Here is a 16,363-nt window from a genome sequence, read left to right as displayed (position 1 = left end):
AAAAAGCGAGCGCGCGTTGGCGTAATTGGTATGGAAAATTCCTGATTGACGAAATAGCATGACCTTCAGATCCTTTCAATGTCGTGGCGCCCGAACAGGCCATGCGGCCGAATCAGGATGGTCAGAATCAGTATTGTGGCAACCACCAGGTCGCGGCTACCACCGCCAACCAAGGGGTCGAGATAGCCAGATGCAACGCCTTCAAGAAGGCCCAGCAGCAAGCCGGCCAGAATGGCGCCGCCGATGCTGTCAAGACCGCCCAAAACGGCGACGGTCAAGCCCTTGAGCAAAAGCAGCGCCAGCGCCTGGCTGACCCCTTGAACCGAGCCCCACAACACGCCGGCCGTGGTGGCCAGAACCGAGGACATGGCCCAGGAAAACGCCACCCCGCGTTCAACCGAAATACCGATCGACCACGATGCGATGTAATCGTCGGAGATGGCGCGCAGAACAATGCCCCTGCGCGTGCGAAAGAAGAACATCAAGACCAAAAACAGCGCGATGGCCACCACGGCGCCGACCACATAAGCCCGACTGAGCAGCACCGGCCCTAGAAACAGCGGGTCGTCGCTGATGCCAATGGACAGCGGAAGGCCAGAGCCGCCCCAGATGGCCATTGTTGTCGCGCGTATAAAGATGTCCAGCCCCAGTGTCATCATCAGGATCATGATGATGGGGCGGCCCGCCAGCCGGCGCAACGCCACCCGCTCGATGCCCATTCCGACAAAGAACATCGTTCCCATGGCCAGCGGGATGGCGACCCACATCGACACGCCCAATCCATTGGCGATGGCCAGCACGACATAGGCACCCAGCATGGTCATCGCACCTTGCGCCAGGTTAGGCACCGAGGATGACTTGTAGATGATCACGATGCCCATGGCGACCAGTGAATACATGAGCCCCGACAGCGCGCCATTGATGGCCAATTCGGCAAACAGTGAAAAATCCATAATTTAAATCTCCTGCACCGAGAGTTGGCGCTCGATGGTGCCGACTTCACCGGATTCATACGTGATCTGCGCCTTCATCGTGACCGTCTGCTGGCCGCCGTAGATCGCATCAATGATGGGCGCATAACGCTCCTCGACCACGTTGCGGCGCAGCTTGCGGGTTCGCGTGACCTCTCCGTCGTCGGGGTCGAACTCCTTGTGTAAGGACACGAAGTGATGCAGTTTCAACCCGTCTGGCAGGATGCTGTTGACGCGCTTGACCGCTGCCGTGACCAGTTCGATCACCTCGGGTTTTTGCGACAGGTCGGCATAGGACATGTAGGAAATGCCCCGTACCTCAGCCCAATGGCCCACCGGCTCCATGTCGATGCAGATGATGGCCGCCAGCGTGTCGCGGCCGCTCCCGAGCACGGCCACATCCTTGATGTACGGACTGAATTTGAGGCGGTTCTCAATGTAGTTCGGAATGTAGCGTTCGCCTTTGGAGGTATACACCACCTCCGACAACCGTCCGAGCACCACCATGTGTCCATCAGGCTCGATATAACCTGCATCGCCCGTGTACAGCCAGCCGTCCTCAAGTGCTTCACGGGTGGCATTTTCAAGTTTGTAGTAACCGGAAAACACGCTCCCGGAGCGAATCAAGACCTCTCCGTTGTCGCCGATCTTGACTTCCACACCGGGCAGCGGTTTGCCGACCGTGTGCAGGCGTACTTCTTCGGTGTCCTGCAAGGCAGTGAAGGCGCTGCTTTCAGTTTGACCATAAAACTGTCGCAATTTCACGCCCAGTGCGCGGTAAAAAACAAAAGTGTCTTCGCCAATGGCCTCGCCGCCGGTGAAAGCACCTCGCAGGCGGGTGAGGCCCAACTGGTCCTTGATCGGTCCGAAGATCAACCACTCTCCCAGTTGCCGCATCAGACGCTCTGTCAGGCTGGGCTGTTTTCCCTCGAGCTTGCGTCGTTCGGACGCCAGCGCCGAGTTCATGAAAACATCGTAGAGCCATTTCTTGAGCGGCGTCGAATCCTCCATGCGAACCTGGATGGTGGTCAGCATGTTGTCCCAGCTGCGGGGTGCGGCCAGATAGAAAGTGGGAGCCACCTCGCGCAGGTCGTGCAGCACCGTTTCCTGGCGTTCGGGGATATTGATGGTGAAGTGCAGCGCAACACCGGCGCCGACCGTGATGGCAAAGTCGCCCACCCAAGCCATGGGCAGATAGGCGAGGATGGTCTCGCCAAATGTGAAGGCGCCCCCGCGATGGGCGTTACGCACCCCCGCGAGGAAATTGCGGTGGCTCAGTACCACGCCCTTCGGCTTGCCCGTGGTCCCCGACGAGTGCACGAACACCGCCGGTCCGTCGGGCAGCGCCCGTTCGATCAAGGCATTTCGCAGTTTCGGCTCGGCACGCAAGCGATCTGCACCGATGGCCTGCAACTTTTCCCACGAAATCAGTCCGGGATTCGAATAGTTGGTCAAGCCGCGTGGCTCGTCGTAAATGATGTTCTTGATCGTTGCACCCTGATCGCCCAGATCAAGCACCTTGTCGACTTGCTCCTGGTCTTCGGCCAGGACAAAGCGGACATGCGTCTCATGCATGAAGTGACGGATTTCGTCGGGTGTTGCAGTAGAGTAGACGGGCATCGCGTAGCCGCCCAGCACGCCGGCCGCGAGCATGCCCATGTAGAGCCGGGGTCGGTTGTCGCCCAGGACCAGCAAGGCATCCTCTGCGCTAAAACCCAGGCTTTCCATGCCGGCCGCGTAGGCGAGCGTGGTGTCCAGCATCTGCGACCAGGTGGTCTCCTGCCATATTCCCAGGTGCTTTTCGCGCATGGCCACGCGATTGCCCAGTAACTCGGCGTTGCGAGCCAGAATGTGGATGAGGGTGGTGTCGGTGCCCATATCCCATGTGGTGTTGCTGCCCTTGGCAGCATCGGTTTCAGTGCTTTGCATGCGCACCCCCCAGGTAGGCCTTGATCACACGTTCATCCTTCATCACGTCGGCAGGAATACCGGTTCCGATGGTTTCACCATAGCTGAGCACCATCATGCGGTCGCAGATACCGGTGATCACATCCATGTGGTGCTCGATCAGCAGCACAGTGACATTGCGCTCGGCACGCGCATCGAGGATAAAACGGGCCATGTATTCCTTTTCCTCCTGGTTCATGCCAGCCATCGGTTCGTCAAGAACCAGAAAGCTGGGTTCGGCCACCAACGCGCGTGCCAGTTCGACGCGCTTTTTCAGCCCGATCGGAATGCTGTCCACCAGCTCGTCGCGCACGCTCTGCAGCTGCAGGAAATCGATAATCTCTTCGACCTTGAGCCGGCTCGCCATCTCATCCTTGCGACCCAGCCACCAGTAGAGGGCGGTTTTTGCCACGCCGGGCTTCATGTGGATGTGACGCCCCAGCAGGATGTTGTCAAGCACGCTCATGCCGTTGAAGAGCGCCAGGTTCTGGAACGTGCGCGCGACGCCCAGAGCTGCGACCTTGTGCGGCGCCATGCCGGTGATGTCGCGGCCATTGAGCCATATGCTGCCGACCTGGGGTGGAAAGAAGCCGGTGATGGCGTTGGTCATGGTCGTCTTGCCGCTGCCGTTGGGGCCGACCAAGCCGAAGATCTCCCCACGCTCAATGCGCAAATTGGCATCCTTCAACGCGACGAGGCCGCCGAATCGCCGCTCCAGCCCTCGGCATTCGAGGGCGGGCACTGCCGCCGCGTTGCTGGCTTTCATCGGAGTTGGCCGCTGCTCTTTGGTACTGATGGTGTTTATCACTGAGGGTGCCTATGACATAGCACGGTCGACCACCTGCCTGTGCGCAGCTTGCCGATCCGATTTTCTGTTCTGCATAAAGGCTTTCATTTTCTCACCTAACATTAGTTAGGTATATGGGGTTTCCCCTAGTCTCTGGCAGGCAGAGTTCATGTCGCAACGTGTTCTACGATGCTTCCCCGTGCGATCAGGGCATCAATGGTGGCGGCGCCGTAGCCGTGCTCCGTCAGCAGCTCACGTGTGTGTTGGCCGAAGCGCGGCGGCGCGCTGTGGGCGCGCCCCGGTGTGCGTGACAGCTTGACCGGGATGCCGATGCCAGGCACACCCTCGACCTGCACCACCATGTCCCGATGCAGGGTGTGGGGGTCCGTCAATACCTGCGGAATGGCCCTGACGGCGCCGGCCGGAATACCGGCGGCCAGTAGGTCACGGCACAGCTGTTCGCCATCCACCTCTTGCAACTGCGCCTCTAGCAAGGCGCGCAGTTCGTCGCGATGGCGAAAACGCTCGGCGTTGGTGGCAAAGCGCGGCTCGCTGGCCATGTCGGGATGGCCGAGGAACTCGCACAGTTTTTTCCACTGCCCGTTGTTGCCGATGCCCAGGAAGACCTCGCAGGTCCGGGTCGGAAACTTGTCGTAGGGCACGATGTTGGAGTGCGCATTGCCGCTGAGCCTGGGTGTCTGGCCCGACTGCAACCAGTTTGCACTTTGCGGATGCAGCAGCGACACGGCGGTGTCGTACAGCGTGGCCTCGACGAACTGCCCGCGCCCGGAGCGCTGCCGCTCGATCACCGCCAGTAGCACGCCTATCACGGCCGACAGGCCGGTGGTGATGTCGACCACCGGGACACCGACCCGCAGCGGGCCGGTGTCCGGCGTGCCGTTGACGCTCATCAGGCCGCCCAGTGCCTGTGCCACCGCGTCGTAGCCAGGCGCGCCGCCGAGCGGCCCATCGGCGCCGAAGCCGCTGACCCGGCAGTGGATCAGGCGCGGGAAGCGCTCGCGCAGCGTCTGTTCATAGCCGATGCCCCAGCGCTCCAGCGTGCCGATCTTGAAGTTCTCGATCAGCACGTCAGCGTCTGCCAGCAACTTGAGCACAATCTCGCGCCCTTCGGGCTTGGACAGGTCGATCACGATGTCGCGCTTGTTGCGGTTCAGGCCGTTGTAGTAGGCCGCCGTGCCGTCGTCGGCAAAGGGTGGGCCCCAGGCGCGGGTCTCGTCGCCAGCGGGCGGCTCGACCTTGATGACCTGCGCGCCGTGGTCGGCCAAAATCTGTCCGCAGTACGGGCCACCGAGCACGCGTGAGAGGTCAATCACCTTCAGGCCGGCCAGGGCACCAAAGGCGGGCAGGGGAGCGTTGTTACCCATGGTGGCCTGTCAATAGGAGCGCGGCAGGCCCATCACATGCTCCGCGATGTAGTTCAACACCAGCTCGCGGTTCAACGGGGCCGTGCGCAGCAACCGCACCAGACCGTACAGGTCGTAAATGCCGTATTCCTTGGTGAAACCGTTGCCGCCATGGGTCTGGATCGCCGCGTCAACGGCGTGGATGCCGGCTTCGGCACCCGCGTACTTGGCGATGTTGGAAAACTCCCCGGCAGGCAGGCCCTGGTCGAAGGCCCAGGCGGCCTTTAGCGCCATCAGTGAGGCCATCTCGATCTCGCAGCGGGCAATCGCCAGCGGGTGCTGCACGCCCTGGTAGGCGCCGATGGGGGTGTTGTTGAACACCTTGCGGTCGTTGGCATAGGCCACGGCCTTCTTCAAGGCAAAGCGTCCGACGCCGGTACACAAGCCCGACAGGATGATGCGCTCGGGGTTGAGCGTGTCGAACAGGATGTTGAAGCCTTTGCCGACTTCGCCCAGCACATCGGCCTCGGTGAGCTCCACGTTGTCAAAGAACAGCTGCCACTGCGTTTCTGGCACCGGGAAGGCAATCGGAATCAGTGTCTTGCTGATGCCTTTTTTTTTCATGTCGACCATGAAGATGGTGAAGCCGTCGGTCTTTTTCTTCACGTCAGCGCGCGCTGTGGTGCGGGTCACGACCATGGCGTAGTCGGCGCAGTTGGCGTCGGTGATGTAGACCTTCTGGCCGTTGAGCTTGAAGCCGCCCTGGCCATCGGACTTGGCGATGCTGGTGATCTCGATCGAGTTGGAGCCGGCGTTCGGTTCGGTGATGGCGAAGCAGAACTTGATGTCGCCGGAGCAGCCGCCCGGCAGAAAGCGGCGCTTCATGTCCTCGCTGGCGTGCTTGGCCAGCAGACCCATGGTCATGGTCGGGCCGACCACCAGGTTCAGCAGCGGAATGCCGTTGTTGGCCAGTCCCTCCATGAACAGCAGCATCTCGGTCATGCCCTGGCCGGCACCGCCATAGGCCTCGGGCACCATGATGCCGAGAAAACCGTCGTTGGTGATCTGCTGGTACAGCTCGGTGGGGCGCTCGTTCTTGTCGGCGTAGCCGCGCCAGTAATTGTGGTCGAACTGCTTCGAGATACGGTCGCCGTACTCGTAGATCATCCGTTGTTCTTGGGTCAGTGCGAAATCCATGGGGTGTTCTCCTGTGTGGTGGGGCGTTTTGGCTCCTTCCCCCAGCGGGAGAAGGAGCGAACTCAATCAGACCTGGGCCGAGGGGAACTTGGGCGCGCGCTTCTCGCGCACCGAGGCCACGCCCTCCTTGGCGTCTTCGCCCAGGAAGCACAGCATTTCCATCGCCAGCGAGCTCTCGAAGATCGGGCGCGCCACGTTCATCCAGCCGTTGAGCGAGCGCTTGGTGAAGCGGATCGCCTGCTGGCTGCCATTGGCCAGTTTGTTGGCCACGGCCATGGCCTTGTCCATCAGCTCGGCGCGCGGCACGCACAGGCTGACCAGACCGATGCGCTCGGCTTCCTTGCCGTTCACGAACTCGGCCGTCATCAGGTAGTACTTGGCCTTGGCCATGCCGCACAGCAGCGGCCACAGAATGGCTGCGTGGTCGCCGGCGGCGACGCCGATCTTGACATGGCCGTCGGTAATCTTGGCCTCCTCGGCCATGATGCTGATGTCGGCCAGGAAGGCGACTGCCAGACCGGCACCGACGGCCACGCCGTTGATGGCCGAGATGATGGGCTTGTCGCAGGCCATCATGTTGTAGACCACGTCCGAAGCCTCGGTCATGGTGTTGGCGATTTCCTTCGGGTTGCCGACCATGCCGGCCACCCATTCCAGGTCGCCGCCGGCCGAGAAGGCCTGGTCGCCCGCGCCGGTGATGACCGCCACCTTGGTCTTGGCATCGTCAGTGACCACGCCCCAGATCTTGGTCAGCTCCCAGTGCAGCCGGCCATTGGTGGCATTCATGACCTCGGGGCGGTTGATGGTGATGACCAGCACGCCGTTGGGCTTGTGGTCGAACTTGAGGAATTGAAAGTCAGCGTAGTTCATGTTGAGGCTCCTTGAAAAAAATTGAAAACGAAAATGAAAGGCAAAGGACGGTCAGCGCAGCTCGGCGCGTCCGTTGTTCAGCACGACGATGTCGCGTTCGACGGCGCGGGCGCGAAAGGAAACGACCTTGCCATCCACCCAGAGCTCGGTGCGTATCGTTTCGCCGGGGTAAACGGGTGACGAAAAACGCACATCCAGCGACTGCAGGGCGCTCGGGTCGCCGCCGCAGACGCGCTGGGTGAGTGCCCAGCCGGCGATGCCGTAGGTGGCCAGGCCGTGCAGGATGGGCTGCTTGAAACCAGCGGCGCTTGCCACCGCGGGTTCGGCGTGCAGCGGGTTGTAGTCGCCCGAGAGGCGGTAGATCAGCGCGGCACGCGGCTGGGTGGCGAAATCGTCGCTGTGATCAGGCGCGCGCGTGGGCAGCTCATGCACGGTTTTGACCGGCCCGGCCGGGCCGCCAAAGCCACCGTCGGCGCGGCAGAAGGTGGTCGAGGTCAGCGTGGCCAGCAGTTCGCCGCTGGTGGCGTCCGTCACCGTGCGCTCGGTGTAGATCAGAGCCCCCTTGTCCGGCCCCTTGTCGATGATCTGGCTCACCCGCGTGCGCCCGATCACTTCACCCTCGGGCGGCACCGGCCGGTGCAGGCGCAAGCCCTGTTCGCCATGCACCAGCCGCACCCAGTCAACGCCGGTGGCCGGGTCCTTGAGCCACATGCCGGGATAGCCCAGCACCACCGGCAGCGTGGGCAGCGCCAGCAGGTTCTTTTCATAGACAAAGCGCAGCTCGGTCTCGTTGGTCGGGTCGGTGCCCAGGCCCACGCCCAGTGCGTAGAGCATGGTGTCGCGCTGGGTGTAGCGATGGCGAACGTCCTCGAACGGCCATGCCATCAGTTTCTCGTAGTTGATCGCCATGGCAGATGACGTCAGACGGGATCCCAGGAGAACACGATGTTCGAGCTCTCCAGCGGATAGAAGTTCTGCTTCATGGCGGGCAACACGCGCTCGGCGATGGTCTCGGGTGTCCAGCCCTCGGCGGTGTGCATGCCGCGGATCGGGCGCGACTGGCTCATGAGGAAAATCTCGTTGCCGCGCACGGCGAAGATCTGGGCCGTGACGTCGGCTGCGGCATCGCTGGCCAGGAAGGTGGCCATGGGCGCAATCTGCTCGGTACCGAGTTTTTTTAGTTTTTCCACGCGTGCCTGCTGCTCGGGTGTGTCGGTGGGGATGGCGCCGATCATGCGGCTCCAGGCGAACGGCGAGATGCAGTTGGAACGCACGTTGTAGCGTTGCATGTCGCCGGCGATGTGGCGCGACATGGCCACGATGCCCAGCTTGGCAGCGGCGTAGTTGGCCTGGCCCAGGTTGCCGATCAGGCCGGACGTGGAAGTCATGTGCACATAGGCACCCGACTTCTGCGTCTTGAAGTGCGGGGCGGCGGCGCGCGAAGTGAAGAAGCTGCCGTTGAGGTGCACGTCGATGACGGCGCTCCACTCCTCGGGCGACATGTTGAAGAACAGGCGGTCGCGCAGGATGCCGGCGTTGTTGACGACGATGTCGATGCGCCCGAAGGTGTCGGCCGCGCATTCGATGATGCGGTTGGCCGTGGGCCAGGTCGAGACGCTGTCGGTGCTGAGAACGGCCTGGCCGCCAGCGGCCTTGATCTCGTTGACCACCTGCTGGCCGTGGCTGGCGTCATTGCCTTCGCCGCCGACCGAGGCGCCGATGTCGTTGACCACCACCTTGGCGCCTTGCGCCGCCATCATCAGTGCGATGTCGCGGCCGATGCCCCGGCCCGCGCCGGTGACCACGGCGACTTTGTCTTGCAGCATGTTGCCCTTGCTCATGAAATGACTCCTGGTTGTTGATTTGAAAAATCAGACGGTGGCGGCCGTGCCCAGCAGGGCCGTCACCTGGCTGGAGAGAACGCCGCCGTTGCCGTGACACAGGGCGATCTCTGCGCCCGGTACCTGGCGGTCGCCGGCCTCGGCGCGCAGTTGCTGCACGGCCTCGATCAGCAGGAACATGCCGTACATGCCAGGGTGACAGCACGACAGACCGCCGCCATTGGTATTGACCGGCAAATCGCCCCCCGGTGCGATGCGCCCGTTGCGCACGAAAGCGCCACCTTCTCCCTTGGCGCAAAAGCCCAGGTCTTCGAGGAACAGCAGCGTGTTGATGGTGAAGGCGTCGTACAACCCCAGCACGTCCACGTCCTTCGGTGCCAGACCGGCCATGGCAAAGGCGCGCGGCCCGGACTCGGCGGCTGCGGTGACAGTCAGGTCGGGCATGGAGCCGATCTGGCGGTGCCAGGTGGCCGCAGCCGTGCCTAGGACATAGACCGGCGGTTTGGGAAAGTCGCGTGCCCGCTCGCTGCGCACCAGCACCAGGGCGCCGCCGCCGTCGGTGACCAGGCAGCAATCGAGCACCGACAGCGGATCGCTCACCAGCCGCGAAGCCAGCACCTGTCCGATGCTGAGTGGATCTCGCGTGTGGGCCAGCGGATTGAGTTGTGCCCACTGGCGCGCTGCCACCGCGATGTGCGCCAGGTCCTCGCGCGTGGTGCCGTATTGGTGCATGTGGCGCGCTGCGGCCAGGGCGTAGCTGGAGATCGGGTAGCGTGGCTCGTATGGCGCCTCGTACAAGGGCGTTTCGGCCATCGACTTGAGCTTGCCGAAGCCCGAGCCCTGGTTGCTGCCGTAGCAAATGAGCGCCACGTCGCACTGGCCGGTGTGCAGCGCCATGGCCGCAGTGAGCAGGTGGCCCACATAAGACGAGCCGCCGACCATCGTGGCTTCGCAGAACTTGGGATGGATACCCAGATATTCGGCCACCGATAAACCTGCAAGGAAGTGATAGGACGAGCCGGTGAACAGGCCATCGACATCGGACAGCTTCAAGCCTGCATCGGCCAGCGCGCCGTGCACCGCTTCGCCCAGAATTTCGAGCGCGCTGCGACCGGGGGCCATGGGCACGCCGCCCAGGCTGGCACCCACGATGGCGGCCGCGCCGCGCAGGGGAGAGATGGTGCTCATGGAGGACCTTCGTGCTGCGCACTGCGGTGCGAGCTTGCTTGGGAACGGCCCGACGCGGCGCTCATGGTGTGGCGCCCTCGGGGATGAAGACCAGCAACTTGCCCTTGGCAGGATCGTCGATCACGCGCGCCTGCACCCGCATGCCGATGCGCACCTGGTCGGGTGCAATGCCATCGATGCGCGACATCAGCCGCGGCCCTTCGGCTAGGTCCACCAGCGCCACGTTGTAGTCGCCACCGGCTTGCGGCTTGCGGCGCACCGTGGTGCTGGAATAGACGCAGCCGACCCCGCTGGGTTCAATCCAGTCGAGCTGGGCCGAGCCGCAATGGGTGCACAGCGCGCGCGGATAAAACACATGCTGACCGCAGGCGCTGCAACATTGGATTTTAAAGCGACCTTGCGCCAACCCTTGCGCGAACAGCGCGTCCGGGCCGCAGCCGTCAAATGCCGGATAGCCCGATGCGCTCATGACGGCAACTTCAGCACGCTGGAAGCCAGGATGTTGCGTTGCACTTCGTTGCTGCCGCCGTAGATGGTGGCCGGGCGCGCATTGTAGAAGGTGGTCAACGCATCGGTTTTGCCACCGGGCAGGGCTGTGGAGCCGGGCGTGCCGCCACTCGATCCCATGACATCGACCAGCAGGTCGGCCAGCCGCGAATAGGTTTCGGTGGCGAACAGCTTGAGCATCGAGACATCGGGTCCCAGGGTTTCGCCGCGCTTGACTTGATCGATGAAACGGCCATAGAGCGCGCCCAGGTCGGACACGTCCAGCGCCAGCTTGGTGTAGCGGTCCACGAAGCCGGTGTCTTCGAACAGGCCGAGGCGCTGCGCGGCTTCCTGCACGCGCGCCAGCGCGTACTGGCTTTGTTTGGGGCTGCCCAGGAAGATGCGCTCGAATCCGAGCAGCGCCTTGGCGATGGTCCAGCCCTTGTTAAGCTCGCCGACGATGCTGGTGCGCGGCACGCGCACGTTTTCCAGGAAGACCTCGCAGAAGTCTTCGCTGCCCGCGATGTTGCGGATGGGGCGCACCGTGATGCCCGGCGTGTTCATGTCGACCAGCAAAAAGCTGATGCCTTCCTGCTTCTTGGCCGATTTGTCGGTGCGCACCAGCAGGAAAAAGTGGGTGGCGTCCTGTGCCAGCGTGGTCCAGGTCTTTTGCCCGTTGACGATAAAATCGTTGCCATCGACCACCGCCTCGGTGCGCAGACTGGCCAGGTCGGAGCCCGAATTGGGTTCCGAGTAACCCTGGCACCAGATGTGCTCACCGGAAATGATCTTGGGCAGGTAGTAGGCGCGCTGGGCGTCGTTGCCATGGTTGATCAGCAGCGGGCCGACCATGGTGATGCCCATGTCGGGCGCGCGCGCCACGCCCCAGCGCTCCTGCTCTTCAATGAAGATGATGAGTTTCTCGGGTGAGAGTCCCATGCCGCCGTACTGCGTGGGCCAACTCGGCGCGACCCAGCCTTTTTCTGAAAGCCTCAGGTACCAAGGGCCGATTTCGGACCAGCGCAGGCGCCGTTGCGGGTAGCGCCATTCGCTGGGGAAATGTTCTTCAAAGAATTCGCGCAGTGTGGCGCGAAAGCTGGCGTTGTCGAACGCATTCCAGTCAGTGGAAGTGGAGGCGGTGGTGTTCATGCGTGCTCCTGCGCGGTGGCGTTTTGGGTGAGGTTGGCGTAGCGGCGGCGCTGCTGGTTGCCATTGCCCAGCCAGGCGGCCAACACCAGAGCACGCTGCAGATACAGGCCCAGGTCGTATTCGTCGGTGACGCCGATGGCGCCGTGCAGTTGCACCGCCTCCCGCGCCACCTGCAGCCCCGCATCCGACGCGCGCGACTTGACGCGGCTTGCCAGGGCAGAGCGCGCGCTGGCGTCGGCGGCCGGGTCATCTAGCAGGGCCAGAGCCTGCGTCACCACGCTGGCAGTCAGTTCCTGCTGAATCAACAGGTCCACAGTGCGGTGCTGCAGTGACTGGAAGCTGCCTATCGGCTTGCCGAACTGGATCCGCGTTCGCAGGTAGTCTTGTGTCATGGTCAGCATGCTGCGCACAAGGGCCAGCAGTTCAACGCTGGCCAGTACCAGGGTTTCGTCGTAGGCGCGGGTCAGCGCGGCCGCGGCGGCGGCCCCTTCGGCCAGCAGGTGGCTGGCGGGCAGGCGAACGCTGTTCAAGTTGAGCTGTGCTGCATAGCTGCCGTCGGCCAGCGGCTGGCTCGACAGGGTAAGGCCGGATGCATCTGCCGGCACCCACACCAGGACCAGACCTTGTGGGTTGGTGGCGCTGACGATGTAGCCGTCGGCCCCGGCACCGGGGCGCACATGGCGCTTGTAGCCATGTATCAGCAGGGAGTCGCCCTGGCGCTCCAGCCGGGTCGCGGCCAGACCGGGCTGGTCTTTCGCGCCGGTTACATCTTCCTGCCAGGCCACGGCGGGTAGCGTGCGACCCTCGGCGAGTTCGGTCAAGAGACGCATCGATAGCTCGGTGGCACCCACATGGGACAGCAGCCGGCCGGCAAACACCAGCACCGGCACCACCGGTTCGGGCGCGACCTGAGAAGCCAGGGCGGCCGCCACCTCGGCCATCTCAGCGAAACCCTGGGCGTAGCCGCCCAATTGTTCGGGCACCAGCAGCCCGGTCCAGCCCTGCTCGGCCAGGGCGCTCCAGAAGCGGCGGTCGTAGCCCGGCACCTGTTGGCGCAGGGCGCGGGCACGGTTGAGTGGTGATTCTTTGGTGACGAAACTTAGCGCGCTTTCGCGCAGCATGGTCAGTTGTTCAGCGCGTTCGCTGTCGTGGGTGGTAGTCATGATGGGGTGGGTGCTGGCCTGGGTAAAAATTGGGTATTGCTGGCCTCAGCGGGAAGAAAATCGGTCGCGAGCTCGTGAATGTCAATAGGATTTAGGCAGGCCCAGCACCTTCTCAGCGATGAAGCACAGGATGAGTTGCGGGCTGATCGGCGCGATGCGCGGAATCATCATTTCGCGCAGATAACGCTCGACGTGGTATTCCTTGGCATAGCCATAGCCGCCCAGCGTGGCCATGGCGCGCTGGCAGGCGTTGAAACCAGCCTCGGCCGCCATGTACTTGGCAGCATTTGCGTCGGCGCCGCAGGGCAGGCTGTTGTCGTATTTCCAGGCCGCGCGCATCGCCATCATTTCAGCGGCCTCAAGCTCCATCCATGATTGCGCCAGCGGATGCTGGATAGACTGGTTCTGCCCGATGGGCCGGTCAAAGACCACGCGCTCGCGGGCGTACTTGACGGCTACCTGCAGCGCCGCCCGACCCAGGCCGACGGCCTCGCCCGCGATCAGCACCCGCTCCGGGTTCATGCCATGCAGGATGTACTCAAAGCCGCGGCCTTCTTCGCCGATGCGGTCTCCTACCGGCACGCGCAAGCCGTCGATGAAGAGTTCGTTCGAGTCGACCGATTTGCGTCCCATCTTTTCGATTTCGCGCACCTCGACAAAACTGCGGTCGAGGTCGGTGTAGAACAGGCTCAGGCCGAAGGTCGGTTTCTTGCAGTCCTCGATCGGAGTGGTGCGCGCCAGAATGAGCATCTTCTCTGCCACCTGGGCGGTCGATATCCAGACCTTCTGGCCAGACAGCACATAGTGGTCGCCTGCCCGTTCGGCGCGGGTTTTCAGACGGGTGGTGTTCAGGCCGGTGTTGGGCTCGGTGACGGCGAAGCAGGCCTTCTCCTTGCCCTGGATCAGCGGAGGCAGCATGCGGCGTTTCTGCTCCTCGTTGCCAAACACCGCCACGGGCTGCAAGCCGAAAATGTTCATGTGCACCGCCGATGCGCCAGACAGCCCCGCACCCGACTGTGAGATGGTCTGCATCATCACGGTCGCTTCACTGATGCCCAGTCCGACGCCGCCATATTCCTGTGGCAGACAAACGCCGAGCCAGCCGCCGTCGGCTAGAGCGCGGTGCAGCTCATGCGGAAAGCCGCCCAGCCGGTCCCGTTCGAGCCAGTAGCTGTCGTCAAAGCGAGCGCAGATTTTGCCGATTGCTTCGCGTATCGCTTCATGTTCCTGGTTGTGGGCGAAATCCATGGTGGTGTTCCAGTGGACTCAAATCGCCAGACCGAGGCGTGTGCCTTGGTCAATGGCGCGCAAGGCGTCGAGTTCGGCGGCCAGCTCGGCGCCGCCGATGACATCGGGCGCCAGGCCGAGCGCGCGCAATTCGGCGACCAGCGCGTTCTCGCTGTCCTGGCCGGCGCAAATCACGATGGTGTCCACGTTCAGCGTCTGCGGTACACCGTTGACGCGCAGGTGCAGCCCGGCGTCATCGATGTGTTCATAGACGCATCCTGGCAGCGTGCGCAGGCCGCGCCGCGCCAGCTCGGCCTTGAGTGCCCAGCCAGTGGACATACCCAGACTGCGTCCAGGCTTTTCAGGTTTTCTCTGCAACAGGGTGACTTCGCGTGGCGCGCTGATTGGCTGTGCCGGTTTGAGGCCACCCGCAGCTGCGGGCGAGGTATCGACGCCCCATTCAGCGTAAAACTGCTCAAGCGCCTGAGGCGCGTTGGCAGCATTACCCTCATGCTCGTCATGCAGCAGGAAGGTGGCTACATCGAAACCGATGCCACCGGCGCCGATCACCGCGACCCGGCGGCCTGCCTGCACCCGACCCGACAGCAGATCGGCATAGCTCATCACTTTCGGGTGAGCCATGCCCAGGAGCTGCGGCAGGCGCGGGCGCACGCCGGTGGCTATCACGATGCGGTCGTAGTGACCGGCAGCTAGAGATGGGGCATCCGCCCGGCTGTTGAGCCTGAGCGTCACGCCATGCCGAGCCACGCCTTGCCTGAAATAGCGCAACAGTTCGTTGAACTCCTGCTTGCCCGGCACGGCCCGGGCCAGGTTTAACTGGCCGCCAATCTCGGGTCCAGCCTCGAACAGGGTGACCGCATGACCGCGTTCCGCCGCAGTCAGCGCGCAGGCCAGTCCGGCCGCGCCGGCACCGATCACCGCCACCTTGCGCTGCATGGCCCGTGACGGCATCAGCGAGAACTCCAGCTCGCGCCCGGCGCGTGGATTGACCAGACAGGTGGCGGGGCGGTCGGCGAAGATGTAGTCGAGACAGGCTTGGTTGCAGGCGATGCAGGTGTTGATCTCATCGGCGCGGCCCTGCGCCGCCTTGCGTACGAAGTCGGCATCGGCCAGGAAGGGGCGCGCCATCGACACCATATCGGCGTCACCGCTGGCCAGGATTTCTTCGGCCAGATCGGGCGTGTTGATCCGGTTGGAGACGATGACAGGAATCGTCACTGCTTGTTTGATGCGGGCCGCCGCAAAGCGCCACGCCGCGCGCGGCACCACGTAGGCAATGGTCGGGATGCGCGCTTCGTGCCAGCCGATGCCTGTATTGAGGATGTCAGCGCCTGCGGCCTGCACCGCCTGGGCGAGCTGGATGATGTCGTCAGCCGGGGCACCGCCCTCGACCAGATCGAGCGCCGAAACCCGATACATGAGCAGAAACTGCGACCCCAGGCGTTCGCGCGTGCGCCGCACGATCTCCACCGGCAGGCGATGACGATTTTCCATGCTGCCGCCAAATTCGTCGCTGCGGTTGTTCGTGCGCGTGACGGTGAACTGGTTGAGCAGGTAGCCCTCCGAGCCCATGATCTCGACGCCGTCGAAGCCGGCGCGTTGCGCCAGTTCGGCACAGCGTACATAGTCTTCCACCGTTTGCCAGACTTCGGCCGTGCTCAAGGCGCGAGGCGCGCGGGAGTTGATCGGGGAGGGGATGTCAGAAGCGCCCACTGGCCTGGCGACTTTTGCGTAGCGCCCTGTGTGCAGGATTTGCAGAATGATCTTGCCGCCCTCGGCGTGCACCGCCTGAGGGATCGGTCTGAGCACATCGGCTTGTGCCGTCGTGATAAGCAGGGGACCCGTTTCATCCAGCAGGCCATCCTGGCAGGGGGCATAGCCGCCCGTGACAATCAGGCCCGCGCCGCCGCGTGCGCGCTCGGCATAGAACAGGGACAGCCGGTCGATCGACCGGTCCAGCGACTCCAGACGTGTGTGCATCGATCCCATCAGCGTTCGGTTGCGAAGGGTGTGCGCGCCTACCTTCAGGACGGAGAGTAGCGTCGGAAAGAAAACAGTGGCTTCGGTGGACATGGGGAACGCCTCTTTAAAAATCTAACTAACACCTGTTCGATGATATCATGCGACAACGACCAGCCATGCAATTGGCGAG

General features: G+C 63.2%; 14 protein-coding genes. All 14 read right to left on the bottom strand.

The window, feature by feature from the left end; genetic code table 11:
• Window positions 1–65: 65 nt before the first annotated feature.
• Window positions 66–953, bottom strand: coding sequence for a branched-chain amino acid ABC transporter permease (locus tag CAP37_RS14170; RefSeq protein WP_056278238.1), 888 nt, complete (start codon window positions 951–953; stop codon window positions 66–68).
• Between the two features lie 3 nt (window positions 954–956).
• On the bottom strand, window positions 957–2,900 hold the full coding sequence (locus tag CAP37_RS14165; RefSeq protein WP_086124709.1) for a long-chain fatty acid--CoA ligase: 1,944 nt from the start codon (window positions 2,898–2,900) through the stop codon (window positions 957–959).
• Entirely contained in the window at window positions 2,887–3,684 is a 798-nt protein-coding gene (locus CAP37_RS14160; protein ID WP_008905462.1) for an ABC transporter ATP-binding protein, read from the bottom strand. The genes CAP37_RS14165 and CAP37_RS14160 overlap by 14 nt, the downstream gene beginning before the upstream one ends.
• A 188-nt stretch (window positions 3,685–3,872) precedes the next feature.
• Window positions 3,873–5,090, bottom strand: a complete 1,218-nt coding sequence (locus CAP37_RS14155; RefSeq protein WP_056278232.1) for a CaiB/BaiF CoA-transferase family protein — start codon at window positions 5,088–5,090, stop codon at window positions 3,873–3,875.
• Between the two features lie 9 nt (window positions 5,091–5,099).
• On the bottom strand, window positions 5,100–6,266 hold the full coding sequence (locus CAP37_RS14150) for an acyl-CoA dehydrogenase family protein (protein WP_056278231.1): 1,167 nt from the start codon (window positions 6,264–6,266) through the stop codon (window positions 5,100–5,102).
• A gap of 66 nt (window positions 6,267–6,332) precedes the next feature.
• Window positions 6,333–7,136: an enoyl-CoA hydratase/isomerase family protein gene (locus CAP37_RS14145; protein WP_056278228.1), complete on the bottom strand. Its 804-nt coding sequence runs from the start codon at window positions 7,134–7,136 to the stop codon at window positions 6,333–6,335.
• A gap of 51 nt (window positions 7,137–7,187) precedes the next feature.
• Window positions 7,188–8,045: a MaoC/PaaZ C-terminal domain-containing protein gene (locus CAP37_RS14140; protein ID WP_008905466.1), complete on the bottom strand. Its 858-nt coding sequence runs from the start codon at window positions 8,043–8,045 to the stop codon at window positions 7,188–7,190.
• A gap of 11 nt (window positions 8,046–8,056) precedes the next feature.
• Window positions 8,057–8,977, bottom strand: a complete 921-nt coding sequence (locus tag CAP37_RS14135) for an SDR family oxidoreductase (protein ID WP_008905467.1) — start codon at window positions 8,975–8,977, stop codon at window positions 8,057–8,059.
• Between the two features lie 30 nt (window positions 8,978–9,007).
• Window positions 9,008–10,165: a thiolase gene (locus tag CAP37_RS14130; protein WP_056278218.1), complete on the bottom strand. Its 1,158-nt coding sequence runs from the start codon at window positions 10,163–10,165 to the stop codon at window positions 9,008–9,010.
• Window positions 10,166–10,226: 61 nt separating this feature from the next.
• Window positions 10,227–10,634, bottom strand: a complete 408-nt coding sequence (locus tag CAP37_RS14125; RefSeq protein WP_056278216.1) for a Zn-ribbon domain-containing OB-fold protein — start codon at window positions 10,632–10,634, stop codon at window positions 10,227–10,229.
• Window positions 10,631–11,800 carry an acyl-CoA dehydrogenase family protein gene (locus CAP37_RS14120; protein ID WP_056278213.1) on the bottom strand — a complete coding sequence of 390 codons (1,170 nt, stop codon included), beginning with the start codon at window positions 11,798–11,800 and terminating at the stop codon, window positions 10,631–10,633. The genes CAP37_RS14125 and CAP37_RS14120 overlap by 4 nt, the downstream gene beginning before the upstream one ends.
• Window positions 11,797–12,963, bottom strand: a complete 1,167-nt coding sequence (locus CAP37_RS14115) for an acyl-CoA dehydrogenase family protein (protein WP_056278211.1) — start codon at window positions 12,961–12,963, stop codon at window positions 11,797–11,799. The genes CAP37_RS14120 and CAP37_RS14115 overlap by 4 nt, the downstream gene beginning before the upstream one ends.
• An 81-nt stretch (window positions 12,964–13,044) precedes the next feature.
• The gene (locus CAP37_RS14110; protein WP_056278207.1) at window positions 13,045–14,211 is read right to left on the bottom strand and encodes an acyl-CoA dehydrogenase family protein; all 1,167 of its coding nucleotides are present in this window, start codon (window positions 14,209–14,211) and stop codon (window positions 13,045–13,047) included.
• An 18-nt stretch (window positions 14,212–14,229) separates the two neighbouring features.
• Window positions 14,230–16,284 carry an NADPH-dependent 2,4-dienoyl-CoA reductase gene (locus tag CAP37_RS14105; RefSeq protein WP_069047284.1) on the bottom strand — a complete coding sequence of 685 codons (2,055 nt, stop codon included), beginning with the start codon at window positions 16,282–16,284 and terminating at the stop codon, window positions 14,230–14,232.
• Between the last annotated feature and the right edge of the window lie 79 nt (window positions 16,285–16,363).

This window comes from Hydrogenophaga sp. IBVHS1 (genome assembly GCF_002127265.1).
Taxonomy (GTDB): Bacteria; Pseudomonadota; Gammaproteobacteria; order Burkholderiales; family Burkholderiaceae_C; genus Hydrogenophaga.
Note: the sequence above shows the minus strand (reverse complement) of the source record. Positions and strands in the feature narration are given on the sequence as shown.

What these genes read in the sequence shown, in the direction of transcription:
- CAP37_RS14115 (WP_056278211.1), bottom strand. Translation starts at nt 12,963, where the DNA reads ATGACTACCACCCACGACAGCGAACGCGCTGAACAACTGACCATGCTG.
- CAP37_RS14135 (WP_008905467.1), bottom strand. Translation starts at nt 8,977, where the DNA reads ATGAGCAAGGGCAACATGCTGCAAGACAAAGTCGCCGTGGTCACCGGC.
- CAP37_RS14120 (WP_056278213.1), bottom strand. Translation starts at nt 11,800, where the DNA reads ATGAACACCACCGCCTCCACTTCCACTGACTGGAATGCGTTCGACAAC.
- CAP37_RS14130 (WP_056278218.1), bottom strand. Translation starts at nt 10,165, where the DNA reads ATGAGCACCATCTCTCCCCTGCGCGGCGCGGCCGCCATCGTGGGTGCC.
- CAP37_RS14160 (WP_008905462.1), bottom strand. Translation starts at nt 3,684, where the DNA reads ATGAAAGCCAGCAACGCGGCGGCAGTGCCCGCCCTCGAATGCCGAGGG.
- CAP37_RS14125 (WP_056278216.1), bottom strand. Translation starts at nt 10,634, where the DNA reads ATGAGCGCATCGGGCTATCCGGCATTTGACGGCTGCGGCCCGGACGCG.
- CAP37_RS14170 (WP_056278238.1), bottom strand. Translation starts at nt 953, where the DNA reads ATGGATTTTTCACTGTTTGCCGAATTGGCCATCAATGGCGCGCTGTCG.
- CAP37_RS14140 (WP_008905466.1), bottom strand. Translation starts at nt 8,045, where the DNA reads ATGGCGATCAACTACGAGAAACTGATGGCATGGCCGTTCGAGGACGTT.
- CAP37_RS14165 (WP_086124709.1), bottom strand. Translation starts at nt 2,900, where the DNA reads ATGCAAAGCACTGAAACCGATGCTGCCAAGGGCAGCAACACCACATGG.
- CAP37_RS14155 (WP_056278232.1), bottom strand. Translation starts at nt 5,090, where the DNA reads ATGGGTAACAACGCTCCCCTGCCCGCCTTTGGTGCCCTGGCCGGCCTG.
- CAP37_RS14105 (WP_069047284.1), bottom strand. Translation starts at nt 16,284, where the DNA reads ATGTCCACCGAAGCCACTGTTTTCTTTCCGACGCTACTCTCCGTCCTG.
- CAP37_RS14110 (WP_056278207.1), bottom strand. Translation starts at nt 14,211, where the DNA reads ATGGATTTCGCCCACAACCAGGAACATGAAGCGATACGCGAAGCAATC.
- CAP37_RS14150 (WP_056278231.1), bottom strand. Translation starts at nt 6,266, where the DNA reads ATGGATTTCGCACTGACCCAAGAACAACGGATGATCTACGAGTACGGC.
- CAP37_RS14145 (WP_056278228.1), bottom strand. Translation starts at nt 7,136, where the DNA reads ATGAACTACGCTGACTTTCAATTCCTCAAGTTCGACCACAAGCCCAAC.